The 18374-nt window shown below is 60.3% G+C and carries 12 protein-coding genes and 1 pseudogene; all 13 read left to right on the forward strand.

Annotated features, from left to right (window positions below; all coding sequences use genetic code 11):
* The first annotated feature begins 67 nt into the window (after positions 1–67).
* A complete protein-coding gene (locus tag IPK17_RS20450; protein ID WP_343419552.1) occupies positions 68–1843 on the forward strand; it encodes a peptidoglycan D,D-transpeptidase FtsI family protein in 1776 nt (591 codons plus the stop codon).
* A 144-nt stretch (positions 1844–1987) separates the two neighbouring features.
* Positions 1988–3013 carry a phospho-N-acetylmuramoyl-pentapeptide-transferase gene (gene mraY, locus IPK17_RS20455; RefSeq protein ID WP_343419553.1) on the forward strand — a complete coding sequence of 342 codons (1026 nt, stop codon included), beginning with the start codon at positions 1988–1990 and terminating at the stop codon, positions 3011–3013.
* Between the two features lie 59 nt (positions 3014–3072).
* Positions 3073–4464, forward strand: coding sequence for a UDP-N-acetylmuramoyl-L-alanine--D-glutamate ligase (gene murD, locus IPK17_RS20460; RefSeq protein ID WP_343419554.1), 1392 nt, complete (start codon positions 3073–3075; stop codon positions 4462–4464).
* Positions 4465–4758: 294 nt separating this feature from the next.
* Positions 4759–6015 carry an FtsW/RodA/SpoVE family cell cycle protein gene (locus IPK17_RS20465; protein ID WP_343419555.1) on the forward strand — a complete coding sequence of 419 codons (1257 nt, stop codon included), beginning with the start codon at positions 4759–4761 and terminating at the stop codon, positions 6013–6015.
* The gene (locus IPK17_RS20470; protein WP_343419556.1) at positions 5960–7030 is read left to right on the forward strand and encodes a UDP-N-acetylglucosamine--N-acetylmuramyl-(pentapeptide) pyrophosphoryl-undecaprenol N-acetylglucosamine transferase; all 1071 of its coding nucleotides are present in this window, start codon (positions 5960–5962) and stop codon (positions 7028–7030) included. Before IPK17_RS20465 ends, IPK17_RS20470 begins: the two co-directional genes overlap by 56 nt.
* Before the next feature lie 32 nt (positions 7031–7062).
* The gene (locus tag IPK17_RS20475) at positions 7063–7620 is read left to right on the forward strand and encodes a hypothetical protein (protein ID WP_343419557.1); all 558 of its coding nucleotides are present in this window, start codon (positions 7063–7065) and stop codon (positions 7618–7620) included.
* A gap of 325 nt (positions 7621–7945) precedes the next feature.
* Entirely contained in the window at positions 7946–9319 is a 1374-nt protein-coding gene (gene murC, locus IPK17_RS20480; protein WP_343419558.1) for a UDP-N-acetylmuramate--L-alanine ligase, read from the forward strand.
* Between the two features lie 404 nt (positions 9320–9723).
* Positions 9724–9954 carry a DUF7716 domain-containing protein gene (locus tag IPK17_RS20485; RefSeq protein ID WP_502748958.1) on the forward strand — a complete coding sequence of 77 codons (231 nt, stop codon included), beginning with the start codon at positions 9724–9726 and terminating at the stop codon, positions 9952–9954.
* Entirely contained in the window at positions 9951–10853 is a 903-nt protein-coding gene (murB, locus tag IPK17_RS20490) for a UDP-N-acetylmuramate dehydrogenase (RefSeq protein WP_343419560.1), read from the forward strand. Before IPK17_RS20485 ends, murB begins: the two co-directional genes overlap by 4 nt.
* Before the next feature lie 677 nt (positions 10854–11530).
* On the forward strand, positions 11531–12313 hold the full coding sequence (locus IPK17_RS20495; RefSeq protein WP_343419561.1) for a cell division protein FtsQ/DivIB: 783 nt from the start codon (positions 11531–11533) through the stop codon (positions 12311–12313).
* A gap of 11 nt (positions 12314–12324) precedes the next feature.
* Positions 12325–13563 carry a cell division protein FtsA gene (gene ftsA, locus IPK17_RS20500; RefSeq protein ID WP_343419562.1) on the forward strand — a complete coding sequence of 413 codons (1239 nt, stop codon included), beginning with the start codon at positions 12325–12327 and terminating at the stop codon, positions 13561–13563.
* 114 nt (positions 13564–13677) lie between these two features.
* The gene (gene ftsZ, locus IPK17_RS20505; protein WP_502748960.1) at positions 13678–14940 is read left to right on the forward strand and encodes a cell division protein FtsZ; all 1263 of its coding nucleotides are present in this window, start codon (positions 13678–13680) and stop codon (positions 14938–14940) included.
* A 408-nt stretch (positions 14941–15348) separates the two neighbouring features.
* Positions 15349–18264 (forward strand): annotated as a pseudogene (locus IPK17_RS20510) (ribonucleotide reductase barrel domain-containing protein); the annotation flags it as partial.
* Between the last annotated feature and the right edge of the window lie 110 nt (positions 18265–18374).

Genomic DNA, 18374 nt, shown 5'->3' on the forward strand with positions numbered 1-18374 from the left:
TAATTAAGTTTCCTGAACTGCAAACCTCACCCCTGGCCCCTCTCCTACAGGAGAGGGGGAAAAGCTAATGAGTTGGATTGGTGATCAAACTATGAGCACGACGAGTCTGCCCCAACAGCAAGATATTTTCCGCAAGCGTCTGCCGTTCGTGGTCGTCGGGCTGGTGCTGGCCAGTCTGGTGCTGCTCGGACGTCTGGCGTCGTTCCAACTGCCGCTCGATCCGACGGTCGAAACCTATCTCACGCAGCTCCGCGACAGCAGCTACGGGCGCACGCTGGAACTGGCGGCGGCGCGCGGCAACATCTACGACCGGCATGGCGAAGTACTGGCCGTCAATACGTTGGAATATCGCGTGGGCGTCAGCCCGAATCTCGTGTCGAACGCGCGCGAAGATGCGACCCGCATTGCCGCGATCCTCGGCGTGCCGGAACTGCAGGTCTATGAGGCGCTGACGAGTGATCAACTGTGGGTTCCGTTCCCGGATCTGATCTCGGCGGAGAAGGCGGCGCGTCTGCGTGAACTGGATTTGAACGAAATCGATATGGAAGCCGTGCCGCGCCGCAGCTATCCGCAAGGCCCGGTCGGCGCGCAGTTGATCGGCTTTGTCGGCGGCGACCTGATCGGTTACTTCGGCGTGGAAGGCTACTACAACGAGCAGTTAGAAGGCCGCGTGCAGGAACGCGAAGTGAGCAACATCCCCTTCGAAGTGCCGAGCGTTGATGTGCACGAAGATCGCGGCAGCGACATCATTTTGACGATTGACCGCGATGTGCAGTACATTGCCGAAAGCGAACTGCTCGGCGCGATCAGCACGTCCGGCGCGACCGCGGGGACGATTCTCGTGATGAACCCGCGCAACGGTGATATTCTGGCGATGGCGAACTACCCGACCTTCGACCCGAACGTGTACAGCGAGGCGCAGGATCCGCGCGTGTGGAATAACCCGGCGATCAGCCAGCAGTATGAGCCGGGGTCGGTCATGAAAGTGCTGACAGTCGCGGCGGCGCTCGACGATGGGACAATTGCGCCCGATTACTGGTACAACGATCAGGGGGTGCTGCGGCAGGCGGGCATCGAAGTCTACAATTGGGATCGGGCGGCGCACGGCGCGATCGATGTGACGCAGATCCTCGTACAGTCGCTCAACGTTGGCGCGGCCACGATTGCACTGGAGATGGGGCCAACCAACTTCTACCAATCGCTGAATGATTTTGGCATCGGGCGGCTGACGGGCGTCGATCTCGAAGGTGAGCAGTCCGGTCAGCTCCATGTGCCCGGCGATGAAAACTGGAGCGAGAGCAATCTGCTGACCAACAGCTATGGTCAAGGCGTGGCGGTGACGCCGCTGCAAATGCTCACGGCGGTCAATGCGATTGCCAACGGCGGCTTGATGATGCAGCCGCGCATTGTGCATGAGATCATCGATGGCGATACGCGCATCCCGTCGCGCACGGCCAACCTCGGTCGCCCGATTTCGGCAGAAACGGCGCGGCTTGTCACCAACATGATGGTGCAGGTCGTCGAGCAGGGGTTGGACGAACGCGCCGCCGTCGCGGGTTACAGCATCGCCGGGAAGACCGGGACGGCGCAAATCCCGAACGCCATTGGTTATGATGACACAGCGTCCATTGTGACGTTTGTGGGCTTTTTGCCCGCGGACGATCCGCAGATCAGCGTGCTGATCCGGTTGGATCGTCCGCGCGAATACTGGAGTTCGGTGGTGGCCGCGCCCGTGTTCCGCAGTCTGGCGGAACGGTTGGTCATTCTGCTGGAAATCCCGACCGACAGCGTGCGCCAGCAGTTGGCGGCGCAGGGCGGCGCGGTGAGTGAGATCAGGAGATAAGTTTACAGTTGACAGTGATCAGTTGGAACTCGTCTGGAAAACTTATTTTCTTGCCCCTACTTGATGATGTGCGGGCAATTGGCGACACGGAAGCGCATCACTCACTGTGAACTGTAAACTGAGGACTGTGAACTAGGAGCTGTTATGAACGCGGGAATTCCGTTTGCATTGTCGATGGGAGCGCTGGCCTTTGTGCTCGGCGTGATCTGGGGCGGGCCGTTTGTGGAGATTTTGCGCCGCCTGAAAATTGGCAAGCAGATTCTCGCGGTTCTGGGCGCGGAACATCAGAAGAAGCGCGGCACGCCGACGATGGGTGGCATCATGATCGTCGTGCCCGTCGTGCTGATCACGCTCGGCCTGAATGTGGTCAATCTGCTGCGCCCCGACCAATCCCTGACGGGCGCGAGCATCATGCTGCCCGTGTTTGTGCTGATTGGGTTTGCGCTGCTCGGCGCGATTGACGATTGGGAAGGGATCGCGCGTTCCAAAGGGCGACCGATTGGCGAAGGCATCAGCGCGCGGGCGAAGATGGGCGGGCAAATTGTGCTCGCTTTGATCACGGCGACTGTGATTTCGGTCTACAACGGCGGCTTTCAATTCGCCAACGAAATCCCCATCCCGCTGTTGAATATCCGCATCGGCGTCTCTCCGTTGATCTTCATTCCGCTGGTGGCCTTCATCATCGTGAGCATGTCGAATGCCGTCAACTTCACCGATGGGTTGGACGGGTTGTCGGGCATTATCACCGCCAGCGCGTTCGCCGCTTACGGCATCATCGCCTATTTGCAGGGGCAAATCTTCCTCGTGCAGTTGTGCTTCATCCTGGTCGGCGCGTGCTTCGCCTTCCTCTGGTACAACGCGCACCCCGCGCAGTTATTCATGGGGGATACCGGGTCGCTCGCGCTCGGCGCGACGCTGGCGACGGTCGCCGTGATGACTGGGCAGTGGCTGCTGCTGCCGATCATCGCGATTGTGCCGCTGGCCGAGATGATCAGCGTAGTGCTGCAAATCACCTACTTCCGCATGACGAAAGGCCAGCGCCTGTTCAAGATGTCGCCGCTGCACCATCATTTTGAGCTGGTCGGGTGGAGCCAAACGCAGATCGTGCAGCGCTTCTGGTTGGTCGGCCTGCTCGCGGCGATGATCGGCGTGGCACTGGTGTTGTTGTAGTAGCAAGTTAAAAGTGGAAATGCAGGTGGCCGCAATTTGACTTTTAACTGGGAGCATGTATGTACGATCCGCTTAATGGTAAATGCGTAGTGGTCTTAGGTTTTGCGCGGCAGGGGCAGGCGCTGGCACGCTGGTTGCCGACCGTCGGCGCGCGCGTGGTGGTCAGTGACTCGAAGACGGCGGAGCAGTTGAACCTGAATCCGTCCGATTACCCGTCAGTGGAATTTGTGCTCGGCGGTCATCCGGAAACGCTGCTCGAAGGCGCTGACTTGCTGTGCCTCTCCGGCGGCGTGCCCAACGACCTGCCGATTGTGCAGGTGGCGAGACGCTACGGCGTGCCGCTGACGAATGACGCGCAGTTATTTTTGGAACGCTGCCCGGCACCCGTGATCGGCATTACAGGCAGCGCGGGCAAGACAACCACGACCACGCTCACGGGGGAAATCCTCAAGCGGGCGGGGCACAAAACGTGGGTCGGTGGCAATATCGGCGACGTGCTGCTGCACGTGCTGCCCATCATCCAGCCGAGCGACCGCGTGGTGATGGAACTGTCGAGTTTTCAACTGGAGCTGATGAGCGTCAGCCCGCCGATTGCGGCGATCACCAACATCACGCCGAACCATCTGGATCGGCACGGCACGATGGACGAGTACATCGCCGCCAAGGCGAATCTGCTGCGCTGGCAGGGTGGTAATGACATCGCCGTGCTCGGTTGGGATGACGCGAACACGCGTCTCATCGGCGAAAGCGGCGTGTTTGATGGGCGCGTGGCGTGGTTCAGCGGGCGCGACATGGTGACGGACGGCGCGTTCCTCGCGGGCGAACGACTGCTGCTCGTCGGCGATTCCAGCTACGACGGTTCGCCGCATGTGATCTGTGAGCGCAAGGACATTCTGCTGCGCGGCGAACACAATGTGTTGAATGTGCTGGCGGCGTGCGCGCTCACCGGCGCGGCGGGCGTCAAACCGGAAGTCATGGCGGACGTGATCCGCGAGTTTCGCGGCGTGGCGCATCGGCTGGAAATTGTGTGCGTCAAAGACGGCGTGACCTACATCAACGACAGCATTGCCACCGCGCCGGAACGGGTGGTCGCGGCGCTCAAGTCGTTCGAGGAGCCGCTGGTGCTGCTGCTCGGCGGTAAGGACAAAGACCTGCCGTGGGAACAGTTGGTCGCGCTGGCGCTGAACAAGTCGCGGCGGATCATTGCGTTTGGCGACACGACCAAAGAGAAATCGGCGGCAGAGAAGGTCGTCAAGGCGGTCAAAGGGTTGACGGGGCGCGACGATGTGGTCATTGTGTGCCCAACGCTCGACGCGGCGGTCGCCGAGGCGGCGCAGATCGCGCAGGCGGGCGATGTCGTGCTGCTCTCGCCGGGTGGCACAAGCTACGACGCCTATGTCGATTTCGCGCAGCGCGGCGAGCATTTCCGCACGCTGGTGAATGCGCTGTAACCTCTGCCCAACGCTCTCCCACGCAAGCGGTTGAGGGGGCGACTGTTCGATATAAGGTAAATCTAGGGAAGAGGTTTGCCCTCCCGCTGCGGGACGAGGCAAGGGGGTTTAAAACCCTCACAACCCCTCTCCCACGCAGGGGGAGAGGGGAGAAAACGGTCTCTTCTGTCGCCCCTCCCTGAATTCGGGGAGGGCCGGGGTGGGGTCGGAAATGGCGTTCACCGCGCGATCATCGAGGGCGGGATCGTGGGCTTTACTGTAAACTGTATATTGTGAACTGGTTTTGAAGGACGCATGATGCAAGATTCCCGGACCGACCGCCGCTGGACATTTTTCTCCACCCTGGATGTGCCGATTCTGGTGGTGCTGGTGCTGCTGCTGGCCATCGGCTGCCTGATGATCTACAGCACGACGTTTGACTGGAGTTATCAGGATTTCGGCAGCGACACCGTGATTTTCATGCAGCACGCGCGTAACCTGATCGTCGGGCTGGTGGTGTTTGTGCCGCTGGTCATCATCGACTACCGCATCTGGAAGCGCTTTGCCGTGCCGATTCTGCTCGTCACCATCGCCACGTTGATCGCCGTGCTCCTGTTCGGCGATGGCGTGTTCGGGGCGCAGCGGTCGTTCCTCAATGGCTCGTATCAGCCGGGTGAAGTGGCCGAACTCACGGTGACGATTTATCTCGCGGCGTGGTTGAGTTCGAAGAAGATTTCGCAGGTGCGCAGCGTCTTCGGCGGGTTGTTCCCGTTCGCCATGCTGCTCGGCATCATCGGCGTGCTCGTGCTGCTCCAGCCTGACCTCTCCACGGCGGCGACGATCTTCATCACCGCCGGGTTGATGTTCTTCCTCGCGGGCGCGAACGTGGTGCATCTCGGTTCGGTGCTGGCGTTGATGGGCGTGTCCGGGTGGGTGGTCAGCCAGCGCCTGAGCTACGCACAGGATCGCGTCGGTTCGTATGTGCAGGGCTTGACCGACCTCACGCAGACCAACTACCACGCGCAGCAGGCGATCATCGCGTTTATGAACGGCGGCTGGACGGGACGTGGCCTCGGTCAAAGCCTGCAAAAGTTCGGCGCGCTGCCCACGCCGCACACCGACAGCATCTTCGCGGTCATCGGCGAAGAACTTGGCGTGCTTGGCGCAGGGTTCGTAATTCTGCTGTTCGTCGTGCTGGTCATTCGCGGCCTGCAGATCGCGCGGCGCTCGACGGACTCGTTCGGGTCGCTGCTTGCATCCGGCGTAACGCTGTGGATAATCACAAAAGCCCTGTTGAACATCGCTGTTATGCTCAATCTGGTACCGTCAACGGGCGTAGCGCTGCCGTTCATCAGCTTTGGTGGGTCGTCGCTGGTGACGGTGCTGGCGGGGTCGGCGTTGGTGCTGAGCGTGGCGCGGGTGAGTGCCGTGCAGCATTCGCCGGAAGCTCGCCTGAACAAGGGAAAGGTAAATTCTGGTGCGCGTGATGATCGCAGCCGGGGGGACGGGGGGCCACGTGTATCCGGCAATCGCCGCCGCCGAAGCCCTGTTTATCCGGCAGCCGAACGCTAAATTGATGTTTGTGGGCAGCGTCGGCGGGTTTGAGCGTCCGCTGCTCGACGAAGCGTCGTTGTCATTCGAAAACTACGACGAAGTGCGGGCGGGGCCGCTGCACGGCGTCAGTCCACTCACGATGCTCGGCAGCATCGTCCAGTTGATCATCGGGACGCTGCAAGCGCTCGGCCTGATTCTACGGCGCAAACCTGATGTGATTTTGCTGACGGGCGGTTGGGTCGGCCTGCCGGTGGCGCTCAGCGGCTGGCTGCTGCGCGTGCCCAGCCTGATCTATCTGCCGGATATTGAGCCGGGGCTGGCGATCAAGATACTGCGGCATTTCGCGACGCGGGTCGCGGTGACGGCAGACGCATCCAAGCAGTATTTCCGCGCCGGGCAGGCGGTCGTGACCGGCTACCCGACACGTGACTCGCTGAAACAGGCGACACGCGCTGCGGCGATCGAGCATTTTGGTCTCGATCCGGCGCGCAAGACGGTGCTGGTGTGGGGCGGCAGCCGCGGCGCGCGCACGATCAACAATGCGCTGCTGGACGCGCTGCCCGAACTGCTGGCGTTCGGCGTGCAGATCATTCACGTGACCGGGACGCTGGACTGGGGCGATTTGCAGAAGCGCGCGGAAGACCTCGGCATGGGGCGCGTCGACGCGTTCCAGCACTATCACCCGTATGCATACCTGCACGACGATGTCGGTCTGGCGCTGGCCGCCGCCGATTTGACGGTCAGCCGGGCGGGAGCGAGTGTGTTGGGCGAATATCCGTTGTTCGGCCTGCCGTCGATCCTCGTACCGTACCCGTACGCGTGGCGCTATCAGAAGGTCAACGCGGAGTATTTGAGCGAACGCGGCGCGGCGATCTTCATGCGCGATGAAGATATGGCGCGGGACTTGCTGCCGACGATCCAGTCGCTGCTGACGGGGAATCGGCTGGCGGAGATGCAAACGCACGCGGCGGCGCTCAGTGTGCCGGAGGGCGCGGGGAATGTGGCGCAGCAGTTGATCGAGCTGGCGGGATAGATTTCATGCACAAAGATGAGGTAGGCTGAGGGATGATTCAACTCTCCGCGATGCTGTGGACGCTGGCGCTGTTCTTCGCCATCATCGGGTTTTTGCGCGGCTGGAACAAAGAACTCATTTCGCTCGCGGGGATCGTCCTGGGCTTATTCGCGCTGTTCCAGTTCGACAGCCTCATTCGGGGGACGCTGCTGGTCAATGTGAGCCGTGATCAGGTATTTCTGGTGCAGGCGGGCATTTTCATCGCGATTGTGTTCTTCGCCTACCAGAACCGCACGATTTTCGGCGGCGGGGATGCCGGCGACCGCCGACCCGGCGCGCGCGATGGCCGCGACAACCTGCAGGAGAGCATCCTTGGCGGCATCCTCGGTTTTGTCAACGGCTACCTGATCTGGGGGTCGCTGTGGTACTTCATGGACATTAACGAGTATCCGCTCGCGCCGAATATCATCGCCCCGTCGCCGGGATCACCGAGTGATCAGGCGCGCTCGCTGCTGCCGCTGGTGCTGCTCGGCGGTGGGCCAGCGGGCAACGGTGATCTGCTGGCGGTCGCGGTGATCATCCTGTTCATCATTGTGCTGGTGCTGATCTAGGACTGAGGTCAAAGGACTGAGGACTGAGAAAGCCGATTTCATTCCCCTCCCTCCCAACTAGGAGCTTTGTAGGGACGAGACATGAGGGTGTTTAAAAAGCTTTTGTAAAGCCGTTTCACTCGCCAGCGGACGCAATGAATTGCGTCCCTACGAAGACATTTTCGGCTTGGCAGGTGCTGTTGGCTCCCCTCCCTGAATTCGGGGAGGGGCCGGGGGGTGGGGTCGGAATCTGACCTTTTTCATCACGCTCATGTCTCGTCCTCTGCTTCTGATACGAAAAACGGACGAGGCATGCCTCGTCCCTACAATTTCATGAATGGGTGTTATGCAGCAGTTACCTCCAAACGGACATATTCATATCGTCGGGATCGGCGGCGTGGGATTATCCGCCATCGCCCGCATTTTGCTGGCGCAGGGCTACACACTGTCTGGCTCGGATCGGTCGGAGAGCGCCTATACGGTGGCGCTGGCCCGCGAGGGCGTGACGATTCACATCGGGCACGCGGCGGAGAACATCGCCGGGGCGGACGCACTGCTGGTGACAGCGGCGGTTAACGAGACGCATGTTGAAGTGGCGGCGGCGCGCGCGGCGGGCATCCCCGTGTTCCAGCGCGCGGATATCATCGCCTCGATCATGACGGGCAAAACGGTGATCGCGGTGGCGGGGACCCACGGTAAGACGACCACGACCGGCATGATCGCGCACATCCTGATCACCACCGGGCGCGACCCGAGCTACATCATCGGCGGCACGCTCTCCACCACCGGGCAGAACGGTGCGGTGGGCAAAGGTGACGCGTTCGTGATCGAAGCGGACGAATACGCGAACATGTTCCATGGCCTGCGCCCGAATATCGCCGTGCTGACGAATGTTGAGTGGGATCATCCCGATTTCTTTCCAACCGAAGGCGACATGCAGCGCTCGTTCAGCCATTTTGTCGGCCTGGTGAGCGGGACGCTCGTCGCGTGCGCCGACGACGCGGGCGCGCTGCGGCTCGGCGAGACGATCAGCGATGTGGACAAGACGTACTACGGTATCGACGCGCCCGCCGCGCAGTTGAAAGCGAGCGCGATTCAGAGCGGGACGACGGGCTATCGCTTCACCGCGCAGGACGGGCAGACTGTGCTCGGTGAGGTGCAGTTGGCGATCCCCGGTCGGCACAATGTGCTCAACGCGCTGGCGGCGATCCGCGCGACCATGCTCTATGGTGTGCCGTTCGCCGAAGCGGCGGGCGCGCTGGCGTCGTTCAGCGGGACGGGGCGGCGCTTCGACGTGCGCGGCGAAATTGACAGCGTGTACGTGATCGACGATTACGCGCATCACCCGACGGCCATCCGGGCGACGCTAGAGGCGGCGCGCGGTCGTTTCCCCGGTCATCAAGTGTGGGCGGTGTGGCAGCCGCACACTTACAGCCGCACGAAGGCACTGTGGAACGCCTATGCGACCGCGTTTGGCGATGCCGATCATGTGCTCGTCACGCCGATCTATGCGGCGCGCGAACAGCCCGTGGATGGCGTCGACTCGGCGTGGCTGGTGCGCGATATGCCGCACCTCGATGCGCGCTATGTCGCTAGTCTCGACGCGGCCACCGAATTGCTGCTGGCGGATGTACAAGCGCCCGCCGTGATCGTGATCATGAGCGCGGGCGACGCGCCCAAAATTGGGGAGCATTACCTCATCAAGCGGGCACTGAAGTAAACGAAAAGACTTGAACCACAGAGAGCACAGAGGAAATGAGCTTTGAGACCGACTGGTCATCCTAAACTTCTACAAACAGCCCGGTTGCTTGGAGTTTTTCTCGCATGTCTGCTGATGTGTTTGGCAGTTTGCTATGTGCTTATCATCGCGCCAGTCATTAATGCTATCCGGGAATTACCGGATGATGCATTTAACCCTGGCGCGGGGCTCTATTTGATGTTTTTAACATTTGTAAGCGGTGTAGTCAGTTTGGTCGCTGGCTCTATACTCACGTTGATTATCTATCACAGATTCTTCAGACGAGTAGATCTAAATAGACTATATATTCTTGGAGAGCTTTTGTCCCTGTTAAGAAAAATCTCAGTCCCGTTCGGTGCTGACTTATATATGAGTGGAAAACATCCTTGAATCGAGACGTCGCTTGCGCTCTGCTTATGATCGATAAAGATGACGATCCGGGTGCCCTCCCACATTTTGCAGCAGTCCATGGTTTGGCTGTGAGAGTTTCTGGGGATATTCCTCAGCAAGTTGTGCTTAACGTCTTGGCTCAAAAGGACGATCCAAGCGTTGACGATTTGGTGAAGGCATTCAACTTCTATTGGCGGCGTGACGCATTTATTGACTTTTCCCGATGACTCCTTTTGCAGAATTGCTCAAGTCTCCCCACCTTCTACAAAATGAGCCATTAGCCAAATATACGGCGGCGCGGCTCGGCGGACCCGCGGATTATGTCTACCTCGCGCGGGAGTCGACGCGCGAACTCAGCGACGTGCTGCAAGCCGCGTGGCAGCAGAACATCCCCGTGCGCGTGTTGGGCGGCGGCGCGAATGTGCTGGTCTCCGACGCGGGTTTCCGCGGGCTGGTCGTGATCAACAAGGTGAGCGAGGCGGCGTTCAAGGGCACACAGGTGATCGTCACCTCCGGCTATTCGCTGACCATTCTCGCCCGCAAGTGCGCGTCGCAGGGCTTGAGCGGCTTCGAGTGGGCGGCGAGCGTGCCGGGGACGGTCGGCGGGGCGGTGGTCAACAACGCGGGTGCGCACGGCGGCGACATGGCGGGCAACGTGCACACGGCGACAATCTGCGACGCGGAACACGGCTTGCAGGTGCTGACCAAAGCGGATCTCGACTATACCTACCGCACGTCGGCGCTCAAGCGGCGGGTGGATCGGCGCTTTCTGGTGCTCATGGCGACGCTCGATCTGCACAAAGGCGACTCGGCGGCGATCCACGCGAAGATGGACGAGTTCATCGCGCATCGCAAGAGGACGCAACCGCCGGGGGCGAGCCTCGGCAGTATCTTCAAGAATCCGCCGGGGGACTACGCCGGACGCCTGATCGAGTCGCTGGGGCTGAAAGGCTACAGCATCGGCGGGGCGCAGGTGTCACCCGTGCACGCGAATTTCTTCATCAACACCGGGAACGCGACCGCCAGCGATTACTTCGCGCTGATCAAGTACGTGCAGCGCATGGTGCTGCTGGCAACGGGTGTCGAGCTGGAGACGGAGATCGAGACATTGGGGGAAGGGTTCTAGGAGTTTCGCTGCTTCTCGTGGCCGCAATTGCATAGGCTGGCGGACTTGCGGGACGCAGGCAGTGGGACAGCGGGCACAAGAGAGGGTCAACCACCTCACCGAGAAACCCCCATCTCCCATTGCAAGTTGATGCCGCGTTGTGAACATGGGGATCGCGTTGAATGAGTTCGTTTGAACTGGACCAAACCTGCGTTTGGCAGCTGCCATAGGGACGCCAAGGCCGCGTGTCGTTAGGCCGGTGTTCGGGGAGTCCAGTTGGTCTTCAACCCCTGCCGATTGGTTGGGGGGTGAAATCTTCCCTCGGTCACCCATCCCAGCCAATGCCTTAGCTGGGAGGAACGCGACACCAGCGAGCTTTTGAATTGGCACTCCGTCCTGAACATAGCCGAGGTTCCGCAAATGGCGGACAGCGCACTGATATTGCGGGTCCCTGTCAGCAAAAGGTTGCGCCGGAATGAATAACCCGATTTCTGTCGGTGTTCCCTAGCAAACACATTCTTTGAGTTTAGCTTTTAAGTTGAATCATATCACAATCACTAACCCACTGATTGTCCTGCCAAACATGACTTGTTACGCGAAAATCTGGAAACCTTAATGTTGGATTGCGTGGGATACCGGGGCGCGTCTGTGTGATTCGTGGTATCATCGGAGCGTTGATCCACTGTTGATGAGGCCGCATGTCACGTCGTTCCACCCGCGAACCAGCCATCTGGCGCAACCCGGACATTGGGAGCGTTGATCGTCCGCAAGCGCTCAAGCGCGGGCAGGTCTTCGTTTCGTGGCGGCTGTTCAGCGGCGCGCTCATCCTGATTCTGCTCGGCGCGCTGGCCTTTTTCTTCTTCGCCGACTCGATGTATGTGACGGGGATCGCCGTCGGCGGGTTGGAAACAATGACCGTCAATGAGGTCTACGAATTGCTGCCGATCAGTGGGCTGCATGTCTTCTGGCTTGATCCGGGCGACATTCGCGATAATCTGCTCGAATCGCCGACGATTGCCAATGCCACGGTGACGGTCGGCTTTCCGCCGAACATGGTGCAGGTCATCATTGAGGAGCGCGAACCCGCGCTCGTATGGGAGCAGGCGGGGGAAGCCGCGTGGATCGATTTGCAGGGGCGTGTGATGCGGCAGCGCGAAGATCGGCAAACGCTGCTGCGCATTCAGGCGGATCCGGTTCTCGAAGGCAGCATCGGCTCGAGCGTCGACCCGCAGGTCGTGACGAGTGCCATTCAACTGCATGATCTGCTGCCAGAACTGGCGGCGTTCCGCTATCACCCCGACAAAGGGCTAGGTTACACCGACCCGCGTGGGTGGGAAGTCTGGCTAGGCGTAGGGGCGGATATGCAGCAGAAGATTTTGATCTACAATGCTATTGTGGCGGACAACGCCGCCCAAGGCATTCAACCGCGCGAGATCAACCTAGTAAATACGCATCGACCCTTTGTGTCGATGGGACGGTAAATGGACCTCATATGAGCGATTTGGTAGTCGGAATCGACATTGGGACGACAAAAATCTGCACGATTGTCGGTGAGGTGCGCACGGACGATATCTTCATCGTCGGCGTGGGTATCGAGCCGAGTCGCGGCATGAAAAAGGGCGTGGTCAACGACATTAGCCAGCTCACCGCCGCGCTTTCGGCCTCCGTGCATAAAGCTGAGAAAAGCAGCGGCTACGATATCCGGCAGGCGTTCGTGAGCCTCGCCGGGAGTCACATCGCCTCGCTGAACAGCCGCGGCGCGATTGGCCTCATTGGCAGCCGCGGTGTGCGCGGCGAAGACATCGACAAGGCGATTGAAAACGCGCGGCAGATCGCGATTCCGCACAACCGCGAAGTGCTGCACGTCATCCCGCGGTCGTATGTGCTGGATGGCGGCGACCATGTGCGCAGCCCGATTGGGATGCACGGCTTTCGGCTGGAAGTCGAAGTGCACATTATCACGGCGTCGACCACCAGCGTTGCCAATCTCGAACAGGCGATGCAGGGGGCGCATGTCTTCCCGGATCGCTTCATCCTCAATCCGTTGGCCTCTGGTGATCTGATTCTGACGCCGCAGGAACGCGAAATGGGCTGCGTGGTCGTCGATATCGGCGGCGGCACGACGGATATGGCGATTTTCATCGAGGGCACCGTGTGGCATTCCTCGGTGATCGCGGTGGGCGGCGATCTGATCACCAACGACATCACGCACTGGATGCACGTGCCGTTTGATGTCGCGGAAGCGGTCAAAGTGCAGTACGGCAACGCGCAGGAAAAGGCTGTCAGCCAGTACGAGACGTTTGATGTGCAGCCCTTCGGTGAAGGCATGCCGATGAAGGTCAAGCACAGCGATTTGGCGATGGTGATCGAAGCGCGCGTCACCGAGCTGTTCGAGATGGTGCAGACGGAGATCAAGCGGTCGGGGTACGACGGGCTGCTGCGCGCGGGCGTCGTGCTGACCGGGGGCTGCGCGCTGCTGCCCGGCATCCGCGAGGTCGCGCAGAATGTGCTCAACGTGCCGGTGCGCGTCGCCAAACCGGAGAAGATCACGGGGATGGCGGATGCGCTCAAATCCCCAGCCTTTAGTACCAGCGTCGGCCTGCTGCGGTTGGGCCTGCAGATGGACAGCGCCGTCGCTCAACCCGCGCGGGAAGGCGGCATTCAGCCGACCAAAATCGGGAATCTGCTCACGGGGTTTTTCAAGAAGCTGCTGCCGGACAGTGAGAATTAGGTCTGCTTCCGGATAATTTTTAGTTGCAGTTTATACGAAGCGGCATACAATCAAGGTAATTCATCCGCCAGATGTGCGAGTGCAAGAAGCAGGAAAGGTTTTTGTTTTATGGATATGCTTACACCGGGCGAAAATTTCGCACAGATTAAGGTCATCGGCGTGGGCGGTGGCGGCGGTAACGCCATCAACCGGATGATCGCAGAAGGTTTGGGCGGCGTTGAATTCATCGCGGTCAATACCGACAATCAAGCACTCTTGCTGTCCAAAGCGAAAACGCGCGTCCGCATCGGTGATAAGCTGACTCGTGGTCTGGGCGCGGGTGGCAACCCGGAAATCGGGCGCAAGGCCGCCGAAGAGACGTCGGATGAGCTGTATGAAGTGCTGCGCGGCGCAGACATGGTCTTCATCGCCAGCGGTATGGGCGGCGGCACAGGCACGGGCGCTTCGCCCGTCGTGGCGCAGATCGCCAAGGAACTCGGCGCGCTGACGATTGGTGTCGTCACCCGCCCGTTCACGTTTGAAGGCGCGAAACGTCAGCAATCCGCGGAAGCGGGCATTGAGGCGCTCAAGGGACAGGTCGATACGCTCATCGTCATCCCGAACGACCGCCTATTGCAGATCGCTGACAAGCGCGCCAGCTTACAGCAGGCGTTCTCTCTGGCCGATGACGTGCTCCGGCAAGGTATTCAGGGCATTTCCGAACTGATCACCGTCCCCGCGCTCATCAACCTCGACTTCGCCGACGTGCGCACGATTATGTCCGAAGGTGGGGCGGCGCTCATGGCGGTTGGCCGCGCCGAAGGCGACGAACGCGCGCGTCGCGCCGCGGAAGCCGCGATCAGCAGCGCCTTGCTCGATGTCACCATCGACGGCGCGCGCGGTATTCTGTTCAACATCACGGGTGGCCCCGACCTCAGCCTGTTTGAAGTCAACGAAGCCGCGGCAATCATCAAGGAAAGCGCGCACCCCGAAGTCAACCTGATCTTCGGCGCGCAGATCGACGAAAGCATGGGCGACGAAGTGCGCTGCACCGTCATCGCGACGGGCTTCGAACACAGCCGCGTCCAGCGTAAGATCGACGCGCAGCCCACCGGCCCGTTCCGCAGCACCGCGGGCAGCGGGTCAACTTCGACTTCGAGCAGCCGTCCCGGTATGTCATCGCAGCCGCAGACGCAGCGCCCCGCGCCGCAGTATCAGCAGTACAGCGCGCCGCCGGCGCCCCAGCAGCAGCAGCCCATGCAGCCTCCACCGCAGGAACAACCGCCGACGCCCCCCGCGCCCCCGCCGGTTCAGCCACCGCGCCAGGAACCGAGCGCCCGCGTTTACGACGATGAGAACATCGAAATTCCGGCGTTCCTCCGCAAACCCAAACGTTAGACTTCACCGTGTAGCCGGTGACCGATTCGCCCTCAAAAGGAGTGTTTTGCCTCCTTTTGAGGGGAATGTTGGTTAGTGGGAAATGGTTGAATAGCGCACGGGAAACGTTGGAAGCGCGTTACAAGTTCAAACCTGACTCTAACCAAACTCACCCCATTTTGAAGTGGACAAGAATCGGTCATTCGTGCTAAATTACCGTTACATCGATCACATATCGATCATGATTCAGACCTCAAACGGCATCGCACACTAGCCACCATTAGGCGGTTGAGGATCAACCCTTTTGAGCACAGACAACCAGTAGCGTGATCCGAGTTGGCGGATAGGTTTTGCCCTACCCGTTCGCTTCGTCATCCCTGTGTGTGTCTGTATTACGTATAACATTACAGTTTGAAGGATGAGACTAGTATGGTGCAAACACCTACGAAACGTAATGCGCTCCATGAACTTGGCTACAAAATCTTTCTGGATCGTTATGCGCAGAAAGACGTCACCCGGGCAACGCTGGCCGTCGGCGATACGGTCATTGTGGTGGTCAACGCGCAGACCGGGCAGCGCGAAATCGGTACGGTGAAGGCGCTGGAGCTGCCGACCGTCACGATCGAATTGTTGGATGGCGAGGTCGTCACGCGTGACGTTGAAAATGTTGACAAGCCGCTGGAAACCGACCCCGCGCAGATGATGGATCGCGTGGCGGCGGGCATCGCGGCGACGGAAAGTACTCCTGAACTGCAAACGGCATGGACCGAACGGTTTCGTTGGCTGTTGGACGATTTCAAATTCGTCCCCGCTGGCCGCATTCTGACGGCGGCGGGCACCACGCAGGCGCTCACTTACTACAACTGCTACGTCATCCCCTCCCCGCGGGATTCGCGGGGCGGCATCATCGAAACGCTGCGCCAGATGACCGAGATCATGTCGCGTGGTGGCGGCGTGGGCATCAACATTTCCAGCCTGCGCCCGCGTCAGGCGTATGTGAAGGGCGTCAACGGACGGTCGAGCGGCGCAGTGTCGTGGGGCGCGCTCTACAGCTTCGTGACCGGCCTGATCGAGCAGGGCGGCAGCCGCCGCGGCGCGTTAATGCTCATCCTCAACGACTGGCATCCGGACGTGCTGGAATTCATCGCCAGCAAGCGCACCGCCGGGAAGATCACCAACGCCAATATCAGCGTTGGCCTCTCCGACAAGTTCATGGATGCGGTCAAGGTGGATGGCGACTGGGAACTGATGTTCCCGGATACCAGCTTGCCGGACTACGACGAAGCGTGGGATGGCAACATGGACCAGTGGATCGCCGATGGGCGTCCGGTCGTGCCGTACAAGACCGTCAAGGCGCGTGAAATCTGGGATGCGATCATCGAGAGCGCGTGGTCGAGCGCCGAACCGGGCGTGTTCTTCCGCGAACGCTACAACAAGATGTCGAACTCGTGGTATTTTTCGCCGATCATCAGCACGAACCACTGTGTGACGGGCGATACCCGTATCTACACCAACAAGGGGCTGATTCGCGCGCGCGACTTGTTTGACGACGAAACCGAAATCGAAGCGACCATCGATGGTCGCTTTGGACTGGAACAGACGACCACGCCGTCGACCCGCGTGTTCATGACCGGAACCAAGCCCGTTTTCCGCGTGCAGACCCGTGAAGGCTATTATGTGCGCGCGACGGCGGATCATCGTTTCATGACTTCTGAAGGCTGGAAGCAAGCGAACGAACTGCAACCCGGTATGCGCATCCACATCCTTAATCGCAAGGGCGGTTTTGGGGTACAAGGTTCGCTGGAAGTTGGGCGTGTGCTCGGTTGGGTCGTTGGTGACGGCACGGTCAAGAGCGATGAAGTGGTGCTTTCGTTCTTCGGCGAAGAAAAGCAGGAGCTCGCGCCGCTGTTCGCCACGTATGTAAACGACATGGTCGCGCCGCTGACCACGCGCGCTCGCACCTATCCGGTCGGTGTGTCGCAGGTACAGGAACGCGACGAAGCGCGGGTCACGTCGCAGCGTTTGTATGCTATTGCGCAGGAATTCGGCGTGGCGGAGAAGAAACACCGCGTCCCCGAAGCCGTCTTCCAGGGCAGCGAAGAGATGCAGCGCGGCTTCCTGCAGGCGTTGTTCACTGCTGATGGCAGCTTCCAGGATGGCGGCGAAAAAGGCGGTTCGGTACGCCTCGCTGCGAATGAGCTGGAACTACTGGAAGGCGTGCAGCAGATCCTGATGAACTTCGGCATTGCCAGCCGGATTTATCGCAACCGCCGCGAAGCGGGCTATCGCATGCTGCCGGATGCGAATCGCGAACTGAAGCAGTATTGGTGCGAAGCGCAGCATGAACTCGCTATTTCTAAGCGCAACCTGAATGTGTTTGCTGACGAAATCGGCTTCTTGATGCCCTACAAGCAGGATGCGTTGGTCGATTATGTTGGGCGCGGCAAGCGCGGCACGTACAGCGAATCGTTCGTCGCGCAGGTGGAATCGGTGACCCCCGATGGTATCGAAGAAGTGTTCGATCTCACCGAACCTGTGACCCACTCGTTCGTTGGTAATGGCTTTGTCGTACACAACTGCGGCGAGCAAGGACTTCCCGCGTTCGGCGTGTGCAACCTCGGCGCGATCAATCTGGCGAAGTTCTACGACGAAGCCCGCGACGATGTCGACTGGGAGTCGCTCGACAAAGCGGTGCGCTATGCGACGCGCTTCCTCGACAACGTGATCGATGGCACGCCGTACTTCTTCGAGGAAAACGAGAAGCAGCAGTTGGGCGAACGCCGCGTCGGCTTGAACAACATGGGTCTCGCCGAACTGATGATCCGCCTCGGCATCCGCTACGGCAGCGACGCCTCGGTGCGCTTCATCGACAAGCTGTACGCGTTCATCGCACGTGCCTCGTACGAGACGTCGGCGGAACTGGCGGCGGAAAAGGGCGCGTTCCCCCAATTTGAGGCGGAAAAGTTCCTGCAAAGCGGCTTCATGAAGTCGATGCCGGAAGATGTGCGCCGCAAGGTGCGCAAACACGGTATCCGCAATGTGACCCTGCTGACGCAAGCGCCGACCGGGACGACGGGCACGATGGTCAACACCTCGACGGGCATTGAGCCGTTCTTCTCGTGGGTGTACTACCGCAAGAGCCGCCTCGGTCTGCACGAAGAACAGGTGCCGCTGGTCAAGGAGTGGCACGATGCCCACCCCGGCGCGAAAGAACTGCCGGATTACTTCGTCACGGCGATGGAACTCTCGCCGGAAGAACACGTCAAGGTGCAGGCGGCGATTCAACGCTGGGTGGACAGCTCGATCAGCAAGACGGCGAACCTGCCCAACAGCTACACCGTCGAACAGACGCGCGATCTCTACCAGTACATGTACGATCTCGGCTGCAAGGGTGGCACGGTCTACCGTGACGGCAGCCGCGACGAACAGGTGTTGATGCTCAAGAACGACGACAA

The sequence above is a fragment of the Candidatus Flexifilum breve genome, from assembly GCF_016713355.1.

Coding starts and splice junctions, on each gene's coding strand:
- IPK17_RS20450 (WP_343419552.1), top strand. CDS start 68: ATGAGTTGGATTGGTGATCAAACTATGAGCACGACGAGTCTGCCCCAA.
- murD (WP_343419554.1), top strand. CDS start 3,073: ATGTACGATCCGCTTAATGGTAAATGCGTAGTGGTCTTAGGTTTTGCG.
- IPK17_RS20495 (WP_343419561.1), top strand. CDS start 11,531: ATGTCACGTCGTTCCACCCGCGAACCAGCCATCTGGCGCAACCCGGAC.
- murC (WP_343419558.1), top strand. CDS start 7,946: ATGCAGCAGTTACCTCCAAACGGACATATTCATATCGTCGGGATCGGC.
- IPK17_RS20465 (WP_343419555.1), top strand. CDS start 4,759: ATGATGCAAGATTCCCGGACCGACCGCCGCTGGACATTTTTCTCCACC.
- mraY (WP_343419553.1), top strand. CDS start 1,988: ATGAACGCGGGAATTCCGTTTGCATTGTCGATGGGAGCGCTGGCCTTT.
- ftsA (WP_343419562.1), top strand. CDS start 12,325: ATGAGCGATTTGGTAGTCGGAATCGACATTGGGACGACAAAAATCTGC.
- IPK17_RS20475 (WP_343419557.1), top strand. CDS start 7,063: ATGATTCAACTCTCCGCGATGCTGTGGACGCTGGCGCTGTTCTTCGCC.
- murB (WP_343419560.1), top strand. CDS start 9,951: ATGACTCCTTTTGCAGAATTGCTCAAGTCTCCCCACCTTCTACAAAAT.
- ftsZ (WP_502748960.1), top strand. CDS start 13,678: ATGCTTACACCGGGCGAAAATTTCGCACAGATTAAGGTCATCGGCGTG.